The 21,414-nt window shown below is 53.8% G+C and carries 19 protein-coding genes, 1 tRNA gene, 1 pseudogene and 1 riboswitch; of the genes and pseudogenes, 9 read left to right on the forward strand and 12 right to left on the reverse strand.

The genetic code is table 11. The features are described 5' to 3' along the window. Positions 1-9: 9 nt before the first annotated feature. Positions 10-777, forward strand: a complete 768-nt coding sequence (locus J4617_RS08295; protein WP_017465430.1) for a siderophore-interacting protein — start codon at positions 10-12, stop codon at positions 775-777. A 79-nt stretch (positions 778-856) separates the two neighbouring features. Here the strand turns inward: J4617_RS08295 and J4617_RS08300 are convergent. Next, positions 857-932: transfer RNA gene (locus J4617_RS08300), tRNA-Ile, on the reverse strand. Positions 933-1,057: 125 nt separating this feature from the next. Here J4617_RS08300 and mug point away from each other — a divergent pair. Further along, positions 1,058-1,564, forward strand: coding sequence for a G/U mismatch-specific DNA glycosylase (mug, locus tag J4617_RS08305; RefSeq protein WP_000237776.1), 507 nt, complete (start codon positions 1,058-1,060; stop codon positions 1,562-1,564). 123 nt (positions 1,565-1,687) lie between these two features. On the opposite strand, the gene rpoD is transcribed toward mug, so the two are convergent. The 3 genes from rpoD to rpsU form a co-directional block, all read right to left on the reverse strand. After that, positions 1,688-3,670: an RNA polymerase sigma factor RpoD gene (gene rpoD / locus J4617_RS08310; protein ID WP_001120159.1), complete on the reverse strand. Its 1,983-nt coding sequence runs from the start codon at positions 3,668-3,670 to the stop codon at positions 1,688-1,690. Between the two features lie 14 nt (positions 3,671-3,684). Further along, the gene (dnaG, locus tag J4617_RS08315) at positions 3,685-5,430 is read right to left on the reverse strand and encodes a DNA primase (RefSeq protein ID WP_000918865.1); all 1,746 of its coding nucleotides are present in this window, start codon (positions 5,428-5,430) and stop codon (positions 3,685-3,687) included. A 235-nt stretch (positions 5,431-5,665) separates the two neighbouring features. Beyond that, a complete protein-coding gene (gene rpsU / locus J4617_RS08320) occupies positions 5,666-5,881 on the reverse strand; it encodes a 30S ribosomal protein S21 (RefSeq protein ID WP_001144069.1) in 216 nt (71 codons plus the stop codon). Positions 5,882-6,108: 227 nt separating this feature from the next. Between rpsU and tsaD the strand changes: the two genes are divergently transcribed. Beyond that, positions 6,109-7,122, forward strand: coding sequence for a tRNA (adenosine(37)-N6)-threonylcarbamoyltransferase complex transferase subunit TsaD (gene tsaD / locus J4617_RS08325; RefSeq protein WP_001264391.1), 1,014 nt, complete (start codon positions 6,109-6,111; stop codon positions 7,120-7,122). Between the two features lie 122 nt (positions 7,123-7,244). On the opposite strand, the pseudogene J4617_RS08335 reads toward tsaD, so the two are convergent. Beyond that, positions 7,245-7,373, reverse strand: a pseudogene (locus J4617_RS08335) (fumarate hydratase); the annotation flags it as partial. After that, complete coding sequence (gene plsY, locus J4617_RS08340) at positions 7,372-7,983, reverse strand: glycerol-3-phosphate 1-O-acyltransferase PlsY (protein WP_001272784.1); 612 nt, start codon at positions 7,981-7,983, stop codon at positions 7,372-7,374. The gene plsY and the pseudogene J4617_RS08335, both read right to left, overlap by 2 nt. Positions 7,984-8,089: 106 nt before the next feature. Between plsY and folB the strand changes: the two genes are divergently transcribed. After that, entirely contained in the window at positions 8,090-8,449 is a 360-nt protein-coding gene (folB, locus tag J4617_RS08345; protein ID WP_000355776.1) for a bifunctional dihydroneopterin aldolase/7,8-dihydroneopterin epimerase, read from the forward strand. Between the two features lie 97 nt (positions 8,450-8,546). Then, the gene (gene bacA / locus J4617_RS08350) at positions 8,547-9,368 is read left to right on the forward strand and encodes an undecaprenyl-diphosphate phosphatase (protein ID WP_001281933.1); all 822 of its coding nucleotides are present in this window, start codon (positions 8,547-8,549) and stop codon (positions 9,366-9,368) included. A 104-nt stretch (positions 9,369-9,472) separates the two neighbouring features. On the opposite strand, the gene J4617_RS08355 is transcribed toward bacA, so the two are convergent. Together J4617_RS08355 and J4617_RS08360 are read right to left on the reverse strand one after the other, a co-directional pair. Next, positions 9,473-10,714 (reverse strand): multifunctional CCA addition/repair protein, encoded by a 1,242-nt coding sequence (locus J4617_RS08355; protein WP_000708447.1) that lies wholly within the window; start codon positions 10,712-10,714, stop codon positions 9,473-9,475. 62 nt (positions 10,715-10,776) lie between these two features. Beyond that, on the reverse strand, positions 10,777-11,391 hold the full coding sequence (locus J4617_RS08360) for a TIGR04211 family SH3 domain-containing protein (RefSeq protein ID WP_001125344.1): 615 nt from the start codon (positions 11,389-11,391) through the stop codon (positions 10,777-10,779). 241 nt (positions 11,392-11,632) lie between these two features. Between J4617_RS08360 and J4617_RS08365 the strand changes: the two genes are divergently transcribed. The 3 genes from J4617_RS08365 to hldE all read left to right on the forward strand — a co-directional run bounded on the left by J4617_RS08365 (position 11,633) and on the right by hldE (position 17,376). Further along, on the forward strand, positions 11,633-12,934 hold the full coding sequence (locus J4617_RS08365; RefSeq protein WP_000046223.1) for an inorganic triphosphatase: 1,302 nt from the start codon (positions 11,633-11,635) through the stop codon (positions 12,932-12,934). Between the two features lie 117 nt (positions 12,935-13,051). Next, the gene (gene glnE / locus J4617_RS08370; RefSeq protein ID WP_017465432.1) at positions 13,052-15,895 is read left to right on the forward strand and encodes a bifunctional [glutamate--ammonia ligase]-adenylyl-L-tyrosine phosphorylase/[glutamate--ammonia-ligase] adenylyltransferase; all 2,844 of its coding nucleotides are present in this window, start codon (positions 13,052-13,054) and stop codon (positions 15,893-15,895) included. Positions 15,896-15,942: 47 nt separating this feature from the next. Continuing rightward, positions 15,943-17,376 carry a bifunctional D-glycero-beta-D-manno-heptose-7-phosphate kinase/D-glycero-beta-D-manno-heptose 1-phosphate adenylyltransferase HldE gene (hldE, locus tag J4617_RS08375; RefSeq protein WP_000867682.1) on the forward strand — a complete coding sequence of 478 codons (1,434 nt, stop codon included), beginning with the start codon at positions 15,943-15,945 and terminating at the stop codon, positions 17,374-17,376. Between the two features lie 159 nt (positions 17,377-17,535). Here hldE and J4617_RS08380 read toward each other — a convergent pair whose 3' ends face one another. The 3 genes from J4617_RS08380 to J4617_RS08390 form a co-directional block, all read right to left on the reverse strand. Beyond that, positions 17,536-17,595 carry a type I toxin-antitoxin system Ibs family toxin gene (locus tag J4617_RS08380; protein ID WP_001804776.1) on the reverse strand — a complete coding sequence of 20 codons (60 nt, stop codon included), beginning with the start codon at positions 17,593-17,595 and terminating at the stop codon, positions 17,536-17,538. A 239-nt stretch (positions 17,596-17,834) separates the two neighbouring features. Then, a complete protein-coding gene (locus J4617_RS08385) occupies positions 17,835-19,514 on the reverse strand; it encodes a flotillin family protein (RefSeq protein WP_000342878.1) in 1,680 nt (559 codons plus the stop codon). Positions 19,515-19,532: 18 nt separating this feature from the next. Beyond that, complete coding sequence (locus J4617_RS08390; protein WP_000171738.1) at positions 19,533-20,153, reverse strand: OB-fold-containig protein; 621 nt, start codon at positions 20,151-20,153, stop codon at positions 19,533-19,535. Positions 20,154-20,410: 257 nt separating this feature from the next. Between J4617_RS08390 and glgS the strand changes: the two genes are divergently transcribed. Continuing rightward, positions 20,411-20,620: a cell surface composition regulator GlgS gene (gene glgS / locus J4617_RS08395; RefSeq protein ID WP_000928927.1), complete on the forward strand. Its 210-nt coding sequence runs from the start codon at positions 20,411-20,413 to the stop codon at positions 20,618-20,620. Positions 20,621-20,694: 74 nt separating this feature from the next. On the opposite strand, the gene ubiK is transcribed toward glgS, so the two are convergent. Then, positions 20,695-20,991 carry a ubiquinone biosynthesis accessory factor UbiK gene (gene ubiK / locus J4617_RS08400; protein ID WP_000566824.1) on the reverse strand — a complete coding sequence of 99 codons (297 nt, stop codon included), beginning with the start codon at positions 20,989-20,991 and terminating at the stop codon, positions 20,695-20,697. A gap of 132 nt (positions 20,992-21,123) precedes the next feature. Then, positions 21,124-21,322, forward strand: a riboswitch (FMN riboswitch). Positions 21,323-21,414: the final 92 nt, after the last annotated feature.

Genomic DNA, 21,414 nt, shown 5'->3' on the forward strand with positions numbered 1-21,414 from the left:
AGGCAAAAAATGACGACATCATCCGCACGCTATCCACAGCGTGTTCGTAATGAACTGCGTTTTCGCGAGCTGATCGTTCTGCGGGTAGAACGTATTAGCGCAGGATTTCAGCGGATCGTACTTGGCGGCGAGGCGCTGGACGGTTTCATCTCCCTGGGCTTTGACGATCACACGAAAGTTTTTTTCCCTGAGCCAGGCTGTCGCTTTACGCCTCCGACAGTCACTGAGGAAGGCATTATCTGGGGGGAGGGCGTTCGCCCGGTCTCCAGGGATTACACGCCGCTGTATGACGAGGCGCGTCGCGAGCTGGCGCTGGATTTCTTTATCCACGATGGCGGCGTAGCCAGCCGTTGGGCAATGGAAGCCCGTGAAGGCGATACACTGACGATCGGCGGGCCGCGCGGTTCGCTGGTGGTGCCGGAAGATTATGCCTGTCAGGTTTATGTCTGCGATGAGTCCGGTATGCCTGCGCTACGTCGTCGTCTGGAATCGCTTAGCCGTCTGCCTGCGCGCCCTGCGGTAACCGCGCTGGTGAGCATTCAGGATGCGGCATATCGCGATTATCTCGCCCATTTGACGGATATTACTGTGGAATATGTTGTTGACGGCGATGAACAGGCAATGCAAACGCGCCTGTCGCAGCTGACAATACCAGAATCAGACTATTTCATCTGGATTACTGGCGAAGGCAAAACGGTAAAACGTTTAAGTCAGTGCTTTGAAAAGGGGTTTGATCCACACCTGGTACGTGCGGCAGCCTATTGGCATCGTAAATAGCGGTATGGGGTGAGCCCTGTCAGAAACAAAAAGGCCACTCTTTAGAGTGGCTTAATTATATGATTTTAAAGCTAAAATTTGGTGGCCCCTGCTGGACTTGAACCAGCGACCAAGCGATTATGAGTCGCCTGCTCTAACCACTGAGCTAAGGGGCCGTGGCGGTGGATTATAATGTAACTTTACGCTGTAATCCAGCCGTAACCGTGCGGGTGCTGTTTTTATAAACAATGTGTTTTCAACCCGTTATACTTAAAGAACGTTGTATTGCTCAGGAGTAATAATGGTTAAGGACATACTGGCGCCAGGGCTACGGGTGGTTTTTTGCGGCATCAATCCGGGACTCTCCTCGGCGAATACCGGCTTTCCGTTTGCGCATCCCGCGAATCGTTTTTGGAAAGTTATTCATTTGGCCGGTTTCACCGATCGACAGTTGAAACCGGAAGAGGCGGAAAAATTACTGGATTTTCGCTGCGGGGTAACGAAACTCGTCGACCGACCGACGGTACAAGCGACTGAGGTGAAGTTGCATGAATTACGTAGCGGCGGACGAAACCTGATTGAAAAAATAGAGGACTACCAGCCCGCGGCGCTGGCGGTGCTTGGTAAACAGGCTTTTGAACAGGGATTCAGCCAGCGCGGTATCGCCTGGGGTAAACAAAAGATCGCCATTGGCGCGACGATGGTGTGGGTGTTGCCGAATCCCAGTGGCTTAAACCGAATTAAAACGGAAAAACTGGTCGAGGCCTATCGCGAACTGGATCAAGCGCTCATTATGCGTGGGCTATAGCAATGGGGAATGAGGGCGCGAATACTCGCGCTGTGTAGAAATTCTGCAGGCCAAATAGGGCGCTTGCGCATGGCCTGATAAAAAAACGCCGCCTTGCGGCGGCGTTTATACGTGTGCGGCGAATTAATCGTCGAGGAAGCTGCGCAGCACTTCAGAACGGCTCGGGTGGCGCAGTTTACGCAGCGCCTTCGCTTCGATCTGACGGATACGTTCGCGGGTAACATCGAACTGTTTACCCACTTCTTCCAGCGTGTGGTCGGTGTTCATATCGATACCGAAACGCATACGCAGCACTTTCGCTTCACGAGCGGTCAGGCCAGCCAAAACGTCGTGAGTGGCGGCACGCAGGCTCTCGGTAGTGGCAGAGTCCAGCGGCAGCTCGAGGGTGGTATCCTCGATGAAATCACCCAGATGCGAATCTTCATCGTCGCCGATCGGCGTTTCCATGGAGATTGGCTCTTTGGCAATCTTCAGCACCTTACGAATTTTATCTTCCGGCATCAGCATCCGTTCAGCCAGCTCTTCCGGCGTTGGCTCGCGGCCCATCTCTTGCAGCATCTGGCGAGAAATACGGTTGAGCTTGTTGATGGTCTCAATCATATGCACCGGAATACGGATGGTGCGCGCCTGATCGGCGATAGAGCGGGTGATCGCCTGACGAATCCACCAGGTAGCGTAGGTGGAGAACTTGTAACCACGACGGTATTCGAACTTATCTACCGCTTTCATCAGACCGATGTTGCCTTCCTGAATCAGGTCAAGGAACTGCAAGCCACGGTTGGTGTATTTCTTAGCGATAGAAATAACCAGACGTAAGTTCGCTTCAACCATCTCTTTCTTCGCACGGCGGGCTTTCGCTTCCCCGATGGACATGCGACGGTTGATGTCTTTCACCTGTTCGATGGTCAGACCGGTCTCTTCTTCAATCTGCCGCAGTTTTTGCAGGCAGCGTTGCACTTCTTCCGCGACATCGTGCAGTTTTTCCGACCACGGTTTGTTCATCGCGATAGCGGCATTGAACCAGGTTTCGCTGGTTTCATTACCGGTAAACAGCGTGATAAAGTTCTTCTTCGGCATTTTGCACTGCTCGACGCAGAGCTTCATGATCAGACGTTCCTGGGTACGCACGCGATCCATCATCACGCGCATACTGTTGACCAGATAGTCGAATTGCTTCGGTACCAGACGGAACTGTTTGAACACTTCAGACAGCTTCAGAATCTCTTCCTGCGCGGCAGCATGGCTGCGGCCTTTCGCTTTGATGGTGTCGCGCGTAACGACGTATTGCGCGCGCAGCTCAGCGAATTTTTCGCGTGCCAGTTCAGGGTCAATGCTGTTGTCGTCATCGGCGGCGTCATCGTCGCCGTCTTCTTCATCTTCGTCTTCGTCATCATCCAGGTCTTCCTGGGAGAGTTCAGAACCGACGTGAGTTGCGGTCGGCGCCATCTCTTCTTCCGCGTTCGGATCGACAAAGCCGGTGATAAGATCGGACAAACGAGCCTCTTCAGCCTCAACGCGATCGTACTGTTCCAGCAGATAGGTAATGGCTTCCGGGTATTCGGCAACGGAGCATTGAACCTGGTTGATCCCGTCTTCGATACGTTTAGCGATGTCGATTTCGCCTTCCCGGGTCAATAGTTCAACAGTGCCCATTTCACGCATATACATGCGTACCGGGTCAGTCGTACGACCGATTTCAGACTCAACACTGGACAGAACTTGTGCAGCAGCTTCTTCCGCATCTTCATCGGTGCTGGTGGTATTTTCAGCCAGCAGCAGATCATCGGCATCAGGCGCTTCTTCCATTACCTGAATACCCATGTCGTTGATCATTTGGATGATATCTTCAATTTGATCTGAATCGACGATATCTTCCGGCAGATGGTCATTGACCTCAGCATAGGTCAGATAGCCTTGCTCCTTACCACGGGTGACAAGAAGTTTCAGCTGTGACTGCGGGTTTTGCTCCATAAGACGGTATCCACACTTATTCGTTTGATTGGTGTCGACGGTATAGCTGTCGACATTTAAAGCGAGGGCATACTTATATTTTGGCCGCTGCCTCTCACTGCGGCTGTCGGGGGCTTCCCGATCGATATGCGGCATTTAAGCCGTTAAATTCATTTTCTGGCCAGCTCCTGGTTTAACGTCCAGAGCTCTCGGCGTTCTTCGCTGCTTAAACCATGAGTGCGATCGCGAGCGATCAGCTCTTCTTGTCGCAGTTGCAGCAGCGAATCAAACATATGGTTGAGTGAGTCGGTAAAGGTTTTTTCGGCAATCGCCTTATCTGCTATATCGTCCCACATCGATAATTTTTCAAGGGTCGCAGCATCATTTGTGCCACGGTAGAGTTCCAGAAGTTGTCCGGTAGTAAGACCTGGCTGAGCCAAACAAGTTTTGACCAATTCTTTAAATAAGCCAAGTCCAGGCAGCTTATTCTGATCCAGCGCGTCTAATGGCGGCACTAACGGCGCGAGATCCGGGTTTTGCACCAGTAATCCTATCAGTATACGCATGGTCGTGCGTTTTAGCTGCGGAGCCGGGCGGGAAACGCCGCTTTCCGCCTGTTTTGGCACTAAACGATCAAGCTGACTATCATCGAAAATGCCTAACTTCAGCCCCAACGTCTGGCGCAGCTGAATACGGTGCGCGTCGCCAGGCACCTGATTAATGAGCGGCAGCGCCAGCGCGGCTAACTGCGTGCTGCCATCCGGCGAGCTTAAATCCACCTGCGGCAGGAGGCTATTAAACAGAAACGTAGAGAGCGGCTGCGCCTGCTCCATCCGCGCTTCAAAAGCCGCCTTGCCTTCTTTACGCACCAGCGTATCCGGGTCTTCGCCGTCAGGTAAAAACATAAAGCGTACCTGCCGACCGTCGGTCATATAAGGCATTGCTGTTTCCAGCGCTCTCCAGGCGGCATCACGGCCAGCCCGGTCGCCGTCGTAACAGCAAATCACGTTGTTCGTCGCCCGGAATAACATATGCATATGGTCTGCCGTGGTTGAGGTACCCAGCGAAGCGACCGCATAGTTAATGTCGTATTGCGCTAGTGCGACGACATCCATATAACCTTCGACCACAAGCAAGCGTTGCGGTTCAGCACTATATTGCTGAGCCTCATAAAGACCATATAGCTGGCGGCCTTTATGGAAAATGTCCGTTTCCGGAGAGTTAAGGTATTTCGGCGTGTCGTTCCCCAGAACTCGGCCGCCAAAACCAATCACCCTGCCGCGTTTGTCCCGAATAGGGAACATGACCCGATTACGGAAACGATCGTAAGTGCTGCCCTGCTCGTTATTGACCAGCATTCCGGCATCCAGCAACAATGCCTTGTTATCGCTGTTATTACCGAAGCGCTTTAACGCGTTATCCCACCCTGGCGGCGCGAAGCCAATGGCGAAACGCTGAATAATTTCAGCGCTCAGACCGCGCTTTTGCAGATAGTCACGCGCAGGTTTTGCCGCAGGATGGGTAAGCGACTGCTGATAAAAGTCATTCAGACCATTCATCAACTGATAGAGGTTTTGCCGTTGATGGCGCTCTATCTGGCTAAGCCCGGTGCCTGCTTCATAGGGAATTTCCAGGTTATGCATGGCCGCTAATTCTTCGACGGTTTCGACAAATTCGAGTTTGTCGTAATTCATCAAAAAGTCGATCGCATTGCCATGCGCGCCGCATCCAAAGCAGTGATAAAACTGTTTTTCACCGTTTACGGTGAAAGAAGGGGTTTTCTCATTATGGAATGGACAACACGCGTGATAGTTCTTGCCCTGTTTCTTGAGTTTTACGCGCACGTCGATCAGATCGACGATATCGGTTCTCGCCAGCAGGTCATTAATGAATACGCGTGGGATTCGTCCAGCCATATGCCCCTTTTATACACGTCATTCTTCAGGCTGCCGTAGTGTTGGCTACGTTCGCTCACCCCTGTCGCTGACTTGCGTAAGCGCCGGGGACTTGCTCTCTTGCCGCCTGGACGCAGCATGAATGATTTTGTGTATATGCTAATGCATAAACGAAAACAAGCCGCGCATTCCTTTCGGAAGCACGGCCTTACAACTACAACTCGATCTGAATTGAGAGCAGCCCGCTCTCAAAAGATTAGTACAGACGAGTACGGCGTGCGTTTTCGCGAGCCAGTTTCTTCGCGTGACGTTTCACTGCAGAAGCTTTAGCGCGCTTACGTTCGGTCGTCGGTTTTTCATAGAACTCACGACGACGAACTTCCGCCAGAACACCTGCTTTTTCGCAGGAACGCTTGAAGCGACGCAGAGCTACGTCGAACGGCTCGTTTTCACGTACTTTAATTACCGGCATGTGCCTCTCACCTTTGATTAATTCGGTTTGCCGCTGGCATCAACGCCAGCTTATTTCAAAATGGTGCGGAATTTTACTGCAATTGCTGCTGCTTTGTAAAGCACCGCGGCCTTTTTTGAAAGGGACTTTTATAAGGGGAGGGAGTATACACGAAGTCGGGACTGAGGGTATACATCCACCCGCATTCGACCTACACTGCGCGGTATTAGAGCGAGGTAAAACAAGTCATGCGTGTACTGGGTATTGAAACATCCTGCGATGAAACCGGCATCGCTATTTACGACGACAAAAAGGGTCTGTTAGCCAACCAATTGTATAGTCAGGTGAAATTACATGCTGACTACGGCGGCGTAGTGCCTGAACTGGCTTCCCGCGATCATGTGCGTAAAACCGTGCCGCTGATTCAGGCGGCATTAAAAGAAGCCGGTCTGACGGCGAGCGATATCGACGCGGTGGCCTATACCGCAGGCCCGGGCCTGGTCGGCGCGCTGCTGGTCGGCGCAACCGTCGGGCGTTCACTGGCATTTGCCTGGAATGTGCCGGCCATTCCTGTACACCATATGGAAGGTCATCTGCTGGCGCCAATGCTGGAAGATAATCCCCCGGAATTCCCGTTTGTGGCGCTACTGGTCTCCGGCGGACATACGCAGCTCATTAGCGTGACCGGAATCGGTCAGTACGAACTGCTGGGAGAGTCGATTGACGATGCCGCCGGTGAAGCGTTTGATAAAACCGCCAAATTGTTGGGGCTGGATTATCCTGGCGGCCCGATGCTGTCGAAAATGGCGTCGCAGGGGACGGCGGGGCGTTTTGTCTTTCCGCGCCCGATGACCGATCGTCCGGGGCTGGATTTTAGTTTTTCCGGTCTGAAAACCTTTGCCGCTAACACCATTCGTAGTAATGGCGACGACGAACAAACTCGCGCTGATATTGCGCGCGCTTTTGAAGATGCGGTCGTGGATACGCTGATGATCAAGTGCAAGCGCGCGCTGGAAAGCACCGGTTTTAAGCGTCTGGTCATGGCGGGCGGCGTCAGCGCTAACCGCACGCTGCGCGCGAAGCTTGCCGAAATGATGCAAAAACGCCGCGGCGAAGTGTTCTATGCGCGCCCGGAGTTTTGTACTGACAACGGGGCGATGATCGCCTATGCCGGAATGGTGCGGTTTAAGGCGGGCGTTACGGCGGATCTTGGCGTAACGGTACGTCCGCGCTGGCCGCTGGCCGAGCTGCCGGCGGCGTAAAAGCGGAGAAAGGGGGCGACATCATGCCGCCCCAACGGGTTTACAGCAAAACGATGGGCATCCACAACAGCCTGGAGACGATCAGCAGCACCAGGAAGATCAGGCCGAAAATCGCGCCTAACCACGCCAATGGTGGAAGGGTGACGCGCGGCGGATTCGATATGTACGCCCATCACCAAGCTATTGCCGGTCAACCCTTGTGAGCCGATCCCCAGACGGTTGAGGCCCTCTTCCAGACGCAGTTCCAGCTCAATCTTTCTGGCGTTTCTTTTTCAGCTTCGTCCAGATTTTCGTCTCCTGGCGACGCCACAGACGCTGGATGTTGTCATGATGGCGCAGCAAAATGAGACATGACAGCATCGATACCGGGAAGGTGAACTGCGGTTTAAACCACCAGACGTAAAACGGCGCAATCAAGGCGCTGACAATCGCCCCTAACGATGAATAACCGCTTAACAGGACCGTCAGCAGCCAGGTGCCAGCCATGACGCCGGTTAAATCCCAGCCGATGGGCGCAATGGCGCCAAACGCGGTTGCTACGCCTTTCCCGCCTTTAAAGCCAAAAAAGACCGGCCAGATATGCCCCAGACAGGCGGCGATAGCGATAAGCCCCAGCCAGAAAGGGGTAACGCCTAACGCATACGCGCCCCAGACGGGCAACATGCCTTTAAGGATGTCAAAAATAAGTACCGCGACAGCCGCTCCCTTGCCACCGATTCGTAATACGTTCGTCGCGCCCGGGTTGCCGGAGCCGCTTTCTCGCGGATCGGGCAGCCCGGCGATGCGGCAAACCAGAATGGCACTGGAAATTGAGCCGCAGAGGTACGCGAAGAGGATCATTCCAGGCGCGATTGCACTCATAAGCTGTTCCGTATTGAAAGTGTCGTTTTATTTACTATTTCTGTGGATAATACGCACATTTCGCCGGAAGTGGTATCCGGGTTAGCCAAAAAGCAGGCAGGTCGTGATGGATATTGTATTTATAGAGCAACTTTCGGTAATCACCACTATCGGTGTTTACGACTGGGAACAGACTATCGAGCAAAAACTGGTGTTCGATATCGAAATGGCGTGGGATAACCGTAAGTCGGCGAAAAGCGATGATGTCGCAGATTGTCTAAGTTATGCGGATATCGCCGACACGGTGATAAATCATGTCGAAGGCGGGCGTTTTGCTCTGGTCGAGCGCGTGGCGGAAGAGGTGGCGGATCTGCTGCTTAGCCGATTTAATTCTCCGTGGGTTCGCATCAAACTGAGCAAGCCTGGCGCCGTCGCGCGCGCGGCGAACGTAGGGGTAATTATTGAGCGTGGCAATAATCTGAAATAAAAATAAATAATTTTATATTTTTTAAACCAAACGGTTATATATGGGGTCTTAACGCGAGATCCATTTTTGCAGTGTTTTTCATTTTAGGGGTTTATTGATGAGCGATATGCACTCGCTGCTGATAGCGGCAATTTTGGGTGTGGTCGAAGGATTGACGGAGTTTTTGCCGGTATCCAGCACGGGCCATATGATTATTGTGGGTCATCTGCTGGGGTTTGAAGGCGATACGGCCAAGACATTCGAAGTGGTGATTCAACTTGGATCTATTCTGGCGGTCGTGGTGATGTTCTGGCGGCGGTTGTTTGGTCTCATCGGTATTCACTTTGGCCGCCCGCTACAGCGTGAAGGTGAAAGTAAAGGTCGATTAACGTTGATTCACATCCTGCTGGGCATGATTCCGGCGGTGGTGCTGGGGTTAGTCTTTCATGACACGATCAAGTCGCTATTTAACCCGATTAACGTGATGTACGCGCTGGTGGTAGGCGGTCTGTTGCTGATTGCCGCCGAGTGCCTGAAGCCGAAAGAACCGCGCGCGCCGGGGCTGGATGATATGACGTATCGTCAGGCGTTTATGATTGGCTGTTTCCAGTGTCTGGCGCTGTGGCCGGGCTTCTCGCGTTCCGGAGCGACCATTTCCGGTGGGATGCTGATGGGCGTCAGCCGTTACGCCGCCTCTGAGTTCTCGTTCTTACTGGCTGTGCCGATGATGATGGGCGCAACGGTTCTGGATCTCTACAAAAGTTGGTCATTCCTGACCGCAGCGGATATTCCGATGTTCGCGGTGGGCTTTGTGACGGCGTTTGTGGTGGCGCTGATCGCCATCAAGACTTTCCTGCAACTGATTAAGCGTATCTCGTTTATTCCGTTTGCGATTTACCGCTTTGTGGTGGCGGCTGCCGTTTACGTCGTCTTCTTCTGATGATTGACCGTGCCGGATGGCGGCGTACCGCCTTGTCCGGCCTAACTGTTTTGTCGGTCTGATAAGCGCAGCGCCATCAGGCAATTTATCGTGCCGGATGGCGTTTAGCTGGCGGGGTTCGGGCAGCGCTTCTCTTTCCAGTTGGCGACCGCTGCAATTCGTCGCTTCGTCAGTTCCTCGCGAATCTCAATGCCCTTAAATCCGGCCTCCACCACCTCTTTCGTCGGTACCGCTTGGGCCACCTGCCAGGCTTCGCGCAGCCAGCGCCCCTGCGGGTAATCCGACGCTTCAAAGCCGGTACGTCCACGGACATCGGCCTCGCTGGTCAGCGCAATCTGCTCGACGCGCTGCGGTTTACGCCATGCATCAATGGCGTCAAACAGCTTAACGATCGTTTTCGGCTGGAGTATCGGAAAGGTGTGGATCAGATCGTGGTACTCGGCGACCAGTTTAGCTAAATCACGCAGGTCATTGGGGACGCGCAAACGCTGGCATAACTGTTCGACCAGTTTCACGCCCGCCGGGCCGTGACCATGATGGCGCGGCCAGAGGTTTTTCGGCGTTAAGCCTTTGCCCAGATCATGACAAAGCGTGGCGAAACGGACATCAAGCTGCGGACTGAGCATGGCGGCCATCGACAGTGTCATCAACGTATGAACTCCGGTATCAATTTCCGGATGCCACTTTGCTGGCGCGGGTACGCCAAACAGCGCGTCGATTTCCGGAAACAGGACGCGCAGGGCGCCGCAGTCGCGCAATACCTGGAAGTAAACCTGCGGATTGCGGGTGGTAAGCGCATTTTCCGTCTCTTTCCATACCCGTTCCGGCGTCAGATGTTCCAGCTCGCCTGCCGCGGTCATTTCGCGCATTAGCGCCAGTGTTTCATCGGCGATACGGAAACTCAGATGAGCGTAACGGGCGGCAAAACGCGCCACGCGCAATACGCGCAAGGGATCTTCGCCAAACGCGGGAGAGACATGGCGCAGTAGACGCGCCTCCAGATCCCGGCGCCCGTGGTAAGGGTCGATAATCTGGCCGTCATCGTCGCGCGCCAGAGCATTAATGGTCAGATCGCGACGCTGGAGATCGGCTTCCAGGGTAACGTCCGGCGCGGCATAACAGGTGAAGCCCGTGTAGCCGGAACCGGATTTACGCTCGGTACGCGCCAGCGCGTATTCTTCGTGAGTTTGCGGGTGGAGAAACACAGGAAAATCACGGCCTACCTGCTGGTAGCCCGCATCAAGCATCTCCTGCGGCGTGGCGCCGACAACGACCCAATCTTTATCTTTAACCGGTAGCCCTAACAACGCATCCCGAACCGCACCACCGACCAGATAAATCTTCACGCCACTTTCCTTTTAAAAACGATCATCCTCTAATGATAAGACAGTGCCGCAGAGAAGGCGATTTAGTTCATCCAGCGGTCTTTGCGTTTACGGCTTGGGATCATATGCGGCAGCACCAGCCCTAACAGCAAGCCAATACCCAATACACCGCCGCCATACATAAACCACTGCATAATAATGGTGCGCTGTTTGTCATCCAGTTGCAGATTCGCGGCGCTAACTTTTTTCTGCGCGACAATCAGCTCGTTTTTCAGCTTCTGGTTCTCTTCTTTTAGCCCGTTGATGACGCTGTCGCTTTGCGCCACTTTCTGCTGCATATCGGCGGTGCGCTGATTCCACGTGGTATCAATATTGTTGAGTTTATCGGTTAACGTTTTGACCTGATTTTCCAGATCCGGCACGCGGGTACGCAGGCTTGGTGTGGTATTCAGTTCTTTTAACGGTATCCAGGCAGTACGACCAGAACTGTCTTTAATTTGACCATAGTTGGCATCGCTCTGTAAGAGCGTGACTTCCTCGCCGGCGTTGACGGTACCCACAAGGCGATAATTATCTCCCGGACCGCTGCGGACCCAGGTATTCAGTTCATCAGAAACGTAACGCGTCTCTTCAGCATGAGAGACGGCGGTGGCGCTAAGCGCAAGTAAAGTTAGTCCAATCAGGCGTAATTTTGGCATCAGGCTGTCGTTATTGTCAGAGAAAGTGGAACGATAGTAACGGCATCAGTGTCGCTACGCAAAGTAGTCGACATCAATCGGAATCATCTGTGTCGCCTTTGCCGCTACGTCAAACTTTTACGCCCGTCAAATTGCTCGTTGCATGGCAATTTGGCGCAAAATACTATCTACTGACAAAAATAATGCGGGTAAGTTCGCCAAGAATCTTCCCAGATGTGACATAACCCATAAGTACAAGGCCATGGCTCAGGAAATCGAATTAAAGTTTATCGTCAATCACGACGCCGTAGATGCGCTGCGAAATCATCTTCATACGCTCGGCGGCGAGCATCATGCGCCCAGCCAGTTGCTGAATATCTACTTCGAAACGCCTGATAACTGGCTACGCCGCCATGATATGGGGCTGCGTATTCGTGGTGAAAATGGGCGCTATGAAATGACCATGAAAATTGCCGGCCGGGTAACGGGGGGGCTGCACCAGCGACCCGAATACAATGTCGCGCTAAGCGAACCCGTGCTGGATCTGACGCAACTTCCGGCGGAGGTCTGGCCTGATGGCAACCTGCCCGCCGGCCTGGCATCAAGCGTACAGCCGCTGTTCAGTACCGATTTTTACCGGGAAAAATGGTGTCTGGACGTTGACGGCAGCAGGATTGAAATTGCGCTCGATCTCGGCGACGTAAAAGCGGGCGAGTTTGCCGAACCGATTTGTGAGCTGGAGCTTGAGTTGCTTCGCGGCGATACGCGCGCCGTGTTAAAACTGGCGAAGCAACTGCTGTCGCAAACCGGTTTGCGTCAGGGCAGTCTGAGTAAGGCGGCGCGAGGTTATCACCTGGCGCAGGGGAATGCGCCGCGAGAGAATACACCAACGGCAATTCTGCGGACTGCCGCGAAAGCCACGGTAGAGCAAGGGCTGGAGGCCTCGCTGGATCTGGCGTTGTCACAGTGGCAGTACCATGAAGAGCTCTGGCTGCGCGGCGACGAGTCGGCGAAAGAACATGTGCTGGATGCTATGGGATTAGTGCGCCATGCCTTAATGCTTTTTGGTGGCATTGTTCCACGTAAAGCGAGCGCTCACTTACGTGATCTACTTACCCAGGCGGAAGCGACGATGACATCCGCGGTGTCCGCCGTCACAGCCGTTTATAGTACGCAAACGGCGATGGCGAAACTGGCATTGACGGAATGGCTGGTGACGAAAGCCTGGCAGCCATTTCTGGACGCGAAGGCGCAGGCCAAAATGGCCGATTCTTTTAAGCGTTTCGCCGACATTCATCTTTCTCGTCATGCTGCTGAATTAAAAAAAGTTTTTGGACAACCGCTGGGTGATAAGTATCGAGACCAGTTGCCGCGTTTGACTCGCGATATCGACAGCGTTTTACTGCTGGCCGGGTATTATGATGCGATGGTCGCGCAGGCATGGCTGGAAAACTGGCAGGGATTGCGTCACGCCATTATTACCGGGCAACGTATTGAAATTGAACATTTCCGTAATGAGGCCATTAACCAGCAGCCGTTCTGGTTGCACAGCGGAAAACGATAATCAGAACCGTAGAAAGCGCCTGATGACGCTGCGCTTATCAGGCTTACGGTATGCGGACTTGTAGGCCGGATAAGGCGAAACGCCGCCATCCGGCATTATTTAAAGGATATCCCCTAAATGACGCCGCTCTCCTCACCCTTATCGCAGTACTGGCAGACCGTTGTTGAGCGCCTACCAGAAGGATTTACTGAGACATCGCTTAGCGTGCAGGCGAAGTCAGTACTTACATTTAGCGATTTTGCGCTGGATAGCGTGATAGCGCATCCGGAGTGGCTTGCCGAACTGGAATCCGCATCGCCGCAGGCTGATGAATGGCGACATTATGCTGGCTGGTTACAGGAGGCGTTGGCAGGTGTCTGTGACGACGCCTCGCTGATGCGTGAACTGAGGTTTTTTCGTCGTCGCATCATGGTACGCATCGCCTGGGCGCAGACGCTGTCGCTGGTGGACGATGAGACTATTTTACAACAGTTGAGCCATCTGGCGGAGACGCTCATTGTGGGGGCGCGCGACTGGCTGTATGCCGCCTGTTGCCGCGAATGGGGAACCCCCTGTAACCCGCAGGGCGTTCCGCAGCCGCTCTTGATTTTAGGCATGGGCAAGCTGGGCGGCGGCGAACTGAATTTTTCGTCTGATATCGATCTGATTTTCGCCTGGCCGGAACATGGCGAGACTCGGGGCGGGCGTCGTGAACTCGATAACGCCCAGTTTTTTACGCGTCTCGGGCAGCGGCTGATCAAAGCGCTGGATCAGCCCACAATGGATGGTTTTGTCTATCGGGTGGACATGCGCCTGCGACCGTTTGGCGACAGCGGCCCGCTGGTACTGAGTTTTGCCGCGCTGGAGGATTACTATCAGGAGCAAGGACGCGACTGGGAACGCTACGCTATGGTGAAAGCGCGGCTAATGGGCGATAACGACGACGCCTGGTCTCGTGAATTACGCGCCATGCTGCGGCCTTTCGTTTTCCGCCGCTATATCGATTTCAGTGTCATCCAGTCGCTACGTAATATGAAAGGGATGATCGCCCGCGAAGTGCGACGCCGCGGTTTGAAAGACAACATTAAACTTGGCGCGGGCGGTATTCGGGAAATTGAGTTTATCGTGCAGGTATTCCAGCTCATCCGCGGCGGGCGCGAGCCGTCGCTACAGTCGCGTTCGTTACTGCCAACGCTGGATGCTATCGCTGCGCTGCATTTGCTGCCTGAGAATGACGTGGCGCAACTGCGCGTGGCCTATCTTTTTCTACGTCGTCTGGAGAATCTGCTGCAAAGCATCAATGACGAACAGACGCAAACGTTGCCTGCCGACGATCTGAATCGGGCGCGGCTGGCCTGGGGAATGAAGGCGGAGAACTGGCCGCAGCTTGTTGGCGAACTGACGGATCATATGGCTAATGTACGCCGCGTATTCAACGAATTAATTGGCGATGATGAAGCCGATACCCCGCAGGAGGAAGAACGTTCAGAGCCGTGGCGTGAAGTATGGCAGGATGCGCTACAGGAGGATGATTCGACGCCAGTGCTGGCGCATTTAGCCGATGAGGATCGGCGACAAGTTCTGACCCTCATCGCTGACTTCCGTAAGGAACTGGATAAACGCCCTATCGGCCCGCGCGGGCGGCAAGTGCTGGACCAACTGATGCCGCACCTGCTTGCTGATGTCTGTTCTCGCGAAGACGCCGCTGTTACGCTATCGCGGATAACGCCGTTGCTGGCGGGGATTGTCACTCGCACCACCTATCTGGAGCTGCTGAGCGAATTTCCCGGCGCGCTGAAACACCTGATTATGCTCTGCGCCGCTTCGCCAATGATAGCGAGCCAACTGGCGCGTTATCCGTTGTTGCTTGATGAACTGCTCGACCCCGGCACGCTTTATCAGCCGACGGCTACCGACGCTTACCGCGACGAATTACGCCAATATTTGCTGCGCGTGCCGGAAGAGGACGAAGAACAACAACTGGAGGCATTACGCCAGTTTAAACAGGCACAGCTTTTGCGGATTGCGGCGGCGGATATTGCCGGTACGCTGCCGGTGATGAAAGTAAGCGATCACCTCACATGGCTGGCGGAGGCGATGATTGATGCTGTGGTGCAGCAGGCGTGGACGCAAATGGTTGCGCGTTATGGTCAGCCAGCGCATCTGGACGAGCGCCAGGGGCGGGGGTTTGCGGTTGTCGGTTATGGCAAGTTGGGCGGATGGGAGCTGGGCTACAGTTCCGATCTGGATCTCATCTTCCTGCATGACTGTCCGATGGACGTCATGACCAACGGCGAACGCGAAATCGACGGGCGGCAGTTTTATCTGCGCCTGGCGCAGCGCATTATGCATCTGTTCAGTACGCGCACTTCCTCCGGCATTTTGTATGAGGTGGATGCGCGTCTACGCCCCTCTGGCGCGGCGGGAATGCTGGTGACTTCAGCGGACGCGTTTGCCGATTATCAGCAGCATGAAGCCTGGACCTGGGAACATCAGGCATTGGTACGCGCTCGCGTGGTATATGGCGACCCGCAGCTTACCTCACAGTTTGATACGGTGCGCCGCACTATCATGACGACGGCGCGCGACGGCAAGACATTGCAGACTGAAGTGCGTGAAATGCGCGAGAAAATGCGGGCGCATCTCGGCAATAAGTATCGCGATCGTTTTGATATTAAAGCTGATGAAGGCGGTATTACGGATATTGAGTTTATCGCGCAATATCTGGTACTGCGCTACGCTCATGAAAAACCTAAATTAACGCGCTGGTCTGATAACGTGCGCATCCTGGAACTTCTGGCGCAAAACGGCATTATGGATGAACACGAGGCGCAGGCGCTGACGGTAGCCTACACCACACTGCGTGATGAACTGCACCACCTGGCGTTGCAGGAGCTTCCCGGTCATGTGGCGCAGACGTGTTTTAGCAAAGAGCGCGCGCTGGTGCAGGCAAGCTGGCGGAAGTGGCTGGTAGCCGTTTGAATTATGCTATTATCGCGCGCAAATTTTGAATCTCTCAGGAGACAGGAATGAAAGTAAATCTGCCAGCGTTTGAACGTGCAGGCGTCATGGTTGTGGGTGATGTAATGCTGGATCGCTATTGGTATGGCCCCACTTGCCGTATTTCACCGGAAGCGCCGGTGCCCGTGGTTAAGGTAAATACCGTTGAGGAACGTCCGGGCGGCGCGGCGAACGTGGCGATGAACATTGCGTCTCTGGGAGCGAACGCCCGTCTGGTCGGCCTGACGGGTATTGATGACGCCGCGCGCGCGCTGAGCAAAACGTTGGCGGAGGTCAATGTGAAGTGCGACTTCGTTTCTGTGCCGACGCATCCGACGATTACCAAACTGCGCGTGCTATCACGTAATCAGCAGCTCATTCGTCTTGATTTTGAAGAGGGCTTTGAGGGGGTGGACCCGCAGCCGTTGCATGAGCGTATCAACCAGGCGCTGGGATCGATCGGCGCGCTGGTATTGTCCGATTATGCCAAAGGCGCTCTGACCAGCGTGCAGACTATGATTTCCCTGGCGCGCCAGGCGGGCGTGCCGGTGCTCATCGATCCGAAAGGAACGGATTTTGAACGTTACCGCGGCGCCACGCTGCTGACGCCAAACCTTTCTGAATTCGAGGCGGTCGCGGGGAAATGTAAAAGCGAAGACGAACTGGTTGAACGCGGCATGAAGCTCATTGCCGATTACGACCTTTCCGCGCTGTTGGTCACGCGTTCCGAACAGGGAATGACGCTGCTGCAACCGAATAAAGCGCCGCTACATATGCCGACGCAGGCGCAGGAAGTTTATGATGTTACCGGTGCGGGCGATACGGTGATCGGCGTGCTGGCGGCGACGCTGGCGGCGGGAAATACCCTGGAGGAGGCGTGTTATTTCGCCAATGCGGCGGCGGGCGTAGTGGTAGGTAAACTCGGGACGTCAACGGTTTCCCCTATTGAGCTGGAAAACGCAGTGCGCGGACGCGCGGATACCGGCTTCGGCGTTATGACCGAAGAGGAGTTGAGACAGGCCGTCGCCAGCGCGCGTAAGCGTGGCGAGAAAGTGGTCATGACCAACGGCGTTTTCGATATTCTGCACGCGGGCCATGTCTCTTATCTGGCGAACGCGCGCAAACTGGGCGACCGCCTGATTGTTGCGGTCAATAGTGACGCCTCGACTAAACGCCTGAAAGGCGAAAGCCGTCCGGTTAATCCGCTCGAACAGCGTATGATCGTGCTGGGCGCGCTGGAGTCAGTCGACTGGGTTGTCTCTTTTGAAGAGGATACGCCGCAACGACTGATTGCCGGTATTCTGCCGGATCTGCTGGTAAAAGGCGGCGACTATAAGCCGGAAGAGATCGCGGGCAGCGAAGAGGTCTGGGCCAACGGCGGCGAAGTCATGGTGCTGAACTTCGAAGATGGTTGTTCCACGACCAATATCATCAAAAAGATCCAGACCGAGAGCGAGAAGTAAAACCGCGACATCAGGCGTTACAGACGCTGTGGGCGCTGATTTTGAAGGCGCGTCGGACATTTTGTTTCGACGCGTATCTCGCGGTTGACGCTGCTTTTTTTTCGACCTAAAGTAAAGGAATAAGGGTGAGAGGGGATCTCTCCCCCCTCTGATTGGCTGTTAGTAAGCTGCGAAACTTATCAGTAACAGAACAATCAGTATGATGACCTGGTGCATCATAACCCTTTCCTTATTAAAGCCCCTTCCTCGGGAGGGGCTTTCCCGTTTCAGCCCCTTGCTGACATCGCGATTGTTGGTGAGTGGCCTGTCTGGCGCAAGGGCTTTCTCCCGCCGATTTTGCGTTACTGGATCGCCCACGCAAAATGGCCTGCTGGTCATAACGCTTTGTACAGACAAGGTGGAAAAAAGATAAAAAAATCCCCGGTCTTATGACCAGGGACAGGAGATATGGCGGGGGGTTATTGCTCTTTTATCGTTGCTTCGCGATTAATCTCATCCGTTGCCGATGAAACCAACGGCGTGGTCAGCGCCTTTAGCGAGCCGCCGGCGATGCCAATCTCGTTTAACAGCGAATCGATCAGCGGCGCCTGGGTACGATAGGTGAGCGCGGCAGATAAGGCTTGTTCCGCCAGGTTTCCCCCGTTAGCGCCGCCAGCGGCGACGTCGCCCGCCGTCGCGCCGCGATTGAGGCCATCGACCTGAATAATCTTAATGCCGTCGATGGATTTCATCGGTTCAACAGACTTCTCAATAACAGCAGGCAACGATTGTAAGAGCGCTAGTTTAAATTTGAGGCTGGTTTGTTCGTCAGATAGTACGTTGATAGCGTCATTCAGCGCCCGTTGCGCTTCGGCTTCCGCCAGACCTTTTTTACGCGTTGCTTCCGCCAGTTCGATGATAGCGGCGGCTTGCAATTCTGCCGCTTCTTTCTCTGCTTTTGCCCGAACGGTCAGTTCGACCGCTTTGGTTTCCGCATCCTGCGCCGCGGCGATCAGAGCGACCTGCTTGGCGCGATCCGCTTCGGCGGTCTGGCGGGTGGTTTCTACGTTTTGCTGGGCGCGAACCGCATCGGCCAGCGCGTCGTTGGCGCGCGCTTCCGCTTGCGATTGCTGCTCGGATTTGGCGGCAATGGCGATAGATTTCGTCTGGTTGGCGATTTCTGTCACCTGTTGCTGTTCGATCTCTTTAATACGTACTTCACGCTCGGCCTCAACTTTCCTGGACCGTACTGCTTGCTCACGTTCGATCTCCGTCTCCTGGATCTGCCGCTCAGCAAGAATGCGCGTCTGTTCTGCTTCACGATGGCGCTCGGCCTCAAAAGCGGCAATTTTGGCGTTTTGTTCGGCGGTGCGGGTTTTAACCTGTTGCTCCTGCTCCAGAGTCATAAAGGCTTCTTGTTGCTCGATTTCCAGCTTGCGCTCAAGCGCGTCGCGGTTCTTTTCGCGCACCGCCACTTCCACATCCTGTTCCACTTCATTACGTTCACGACGGCGGCGTTCGGTTTCCTGCGTCAGTTTCGTCAGACCTTCGGCATCAAAGGCATTGTTTGGATTGAAATGCTCTTTGGACGTTTGGTTAAAGTTGGTTAATGAGACGCTTTCCAGTTCCAGGCCGTTTTTCGACAAATCTTCCGCAACGGTGTTTTGTACGCCCTGAACGAAGTTTTCACGCGTATCCTGTAGCTCATGCATCGTCATCTGGGCCGCGGTAGCGCGTAAGGCGTCAACGAATTTATCCTCAACCAGCATACGCAGATCTTCCGGTGACAGCGTTCGCTGGCCAAGCGTTTGTGCGGCGGTGGCAATACCTTCAACAGAGGGTTTTACACGTACGAAGAAAGCGACGACCACGTCAACGCGCATACGATCTTTGGTGATCAGGCTATCGACGGTAGCACGGCTAACTTCAAGTTTTAGGGTATTCATATTGATCGGAATAATTTCGTGAAAGATTGGCATCACAATAGCGCCGCCGCTCATCACCACTTTTTGCCCGCCAAGCCCGGTACGGACAAACGCCTGTTCCGCAGATGCGCGGCGATAGAGGCGAGCAAAAATGATCCCGATAATTAGTAAGACGATAACCGCCACGATGGCGGTAAACATCCATGATGGCAATATGCCAAAAACATCATCCATTATGTAAGTTCCTCTCAATTAGACATAGAAGTTACGCTCAGCCAAATAACGCGTTGCGGAAAGTCGGCAGACAATCAGCACCTTGTCTCCTTTTTTAAATTCTTTTCCCTTTTCGGGTTCCAGCAGTAAATAGTGAATCTGGCCGAACTTATCGGTAAATTTTCCTTCGCAAGGTGTGCCGGCGACGGCGGCGTGGCCGGTAATAATCGCCATGCCGCCGATAAATTCCTCTTCCCGGAGGGCGGAGCTTTCATCTCTGGGTAGCCAGGGCGCGAGGATTTTTCCGCTGTAATGCACGGCAAAGACCGACAGGACAATGCTTAACGGGACCAGCAGCAGATTGCTGAGCGGCGCCTGCCAGAGCATGATCCCGCCATGCTGGATGAGGATACCGAAGAGGCCGAAATAGCCGGCCAATAGACAGAGGACGACCAGGGCGGGAACGCGTCCAATATTCAGATAATGAAGCGCCTGGCCCGCAGGGCCGGATGACAGGGCGTCATAATGATCGAGATGGGCGTCGAGCGCGCCTGAAAGAAAGTGGCCAAAAATCAGAGAAATCATCTCCAGCACGCCGATAAAGAAAACGAACGCAATGGCAAACAGATAGGGGCTGTTATACTCCGCAAATAAGGTCATATTTTCTATCCTTGTCGCCGCCTTCAGAAGGGTGTTCGCGTGATAATTTTCATGCTTGTTATTTCACTGCGTTACAATATCATGTGACCCATATCTCCTTAAGTCCGAAAAGCGATTTATCCGTCGTTATCTTTGGTGAATATTGTGATTTTGCGCATTAAATTTGCGCACGTTATGTATAAAACCGCCGTACATATAGGGAAATACTGAAATCAGAAAAAGCATATAGCCTTAACAGAATTCAATAACTGGAGGGTATGCTGATGAACAACAATAACGTCTATTCACTAAATAATTTTGATTTTCTGGCGCGCAGTTTTGCCAGAATGCAGGCGGAGGGGCGTCCTGTTGATATCCAGGCGGTAACCGGCAATATGGACGAGGAGCACCGCGACTGGTTTTGCAAGCGTTACGCGCTTTACTGCCAGCAGGCGACTCAGGCGAAAAGGTTAGAATTAGAACACTAATGCAGGCTCCCTTATACAGGCGCAGGGCATTATTCAGATCTTATATGAGCGGGCCGTCAGGCCCGTTCACGTTTTTACTCTTGTGGATCGACTGGCGGAATGGCGGGCGCAGGTTTTACTTCTTCAGGCTTGTCGCGAGCTTCCAGTTCGCTGAGGCGTTGCTCCAGCAGCGCCAGTTTTTCCCGGGTGCGCAGCAAGACCTGAGTCTGGACATCAAACTCTTCGCGGCTCACCAGATCGAGACGCGTCAGCTGAGATTGCAGCGTTTGACGGATTTTTTTCTCGATATCTTCCCCGAACTCGCGAATACCTTTCGGCATTGACTCATGAACCTGGCGTGCGATTTGCTCAATTTTTTTCGGGTCAATCATTGTGGTTTCCCTGAACTGGTAAGTGTTAGCTCTTATTGTAGTGCGATATGTGGACGCCATAAACCAGAATTGTGTGACGTCATACGGAGTAAAGGCGTTGATGAAGGTAATCAATAGCGTTATAGTTAACCCGCTTATTCTCAGGGCGGGGCGAAATTCCCCACCGGCGGTAAATCAGCGATGTTTAACGCATTTCTCATCACGGCGCGCCGTGACGGAACGCGGAGAGCAGGTTGAAAGCCCGCGAGCGCTTTTTGCCATAGCGAAAAGGTCAGCAGATCCGGTGTAATTCCGGGGCCGACGGTTAAAGTCCGGATGGGAGAGGGTAACGATCCAGTCGGGCATGGACCCGCTCACGTTATTTTTTTGCCGCTTGTCGGCACTCCTAAGACTGCCCTGATTCTGGTAACCATAATGTTAATG

The organism is Salmonella sp. 32010601201800023SM, from assembly GCF_017572235.1.
GTDB classification, from domain to species: domain Bacteria; phylum Pseudomonadota; class Gammaproteobacteria; order Enterobacterales; family Enterobacteriaceae; genus Salmonella; species Salmonella enterica.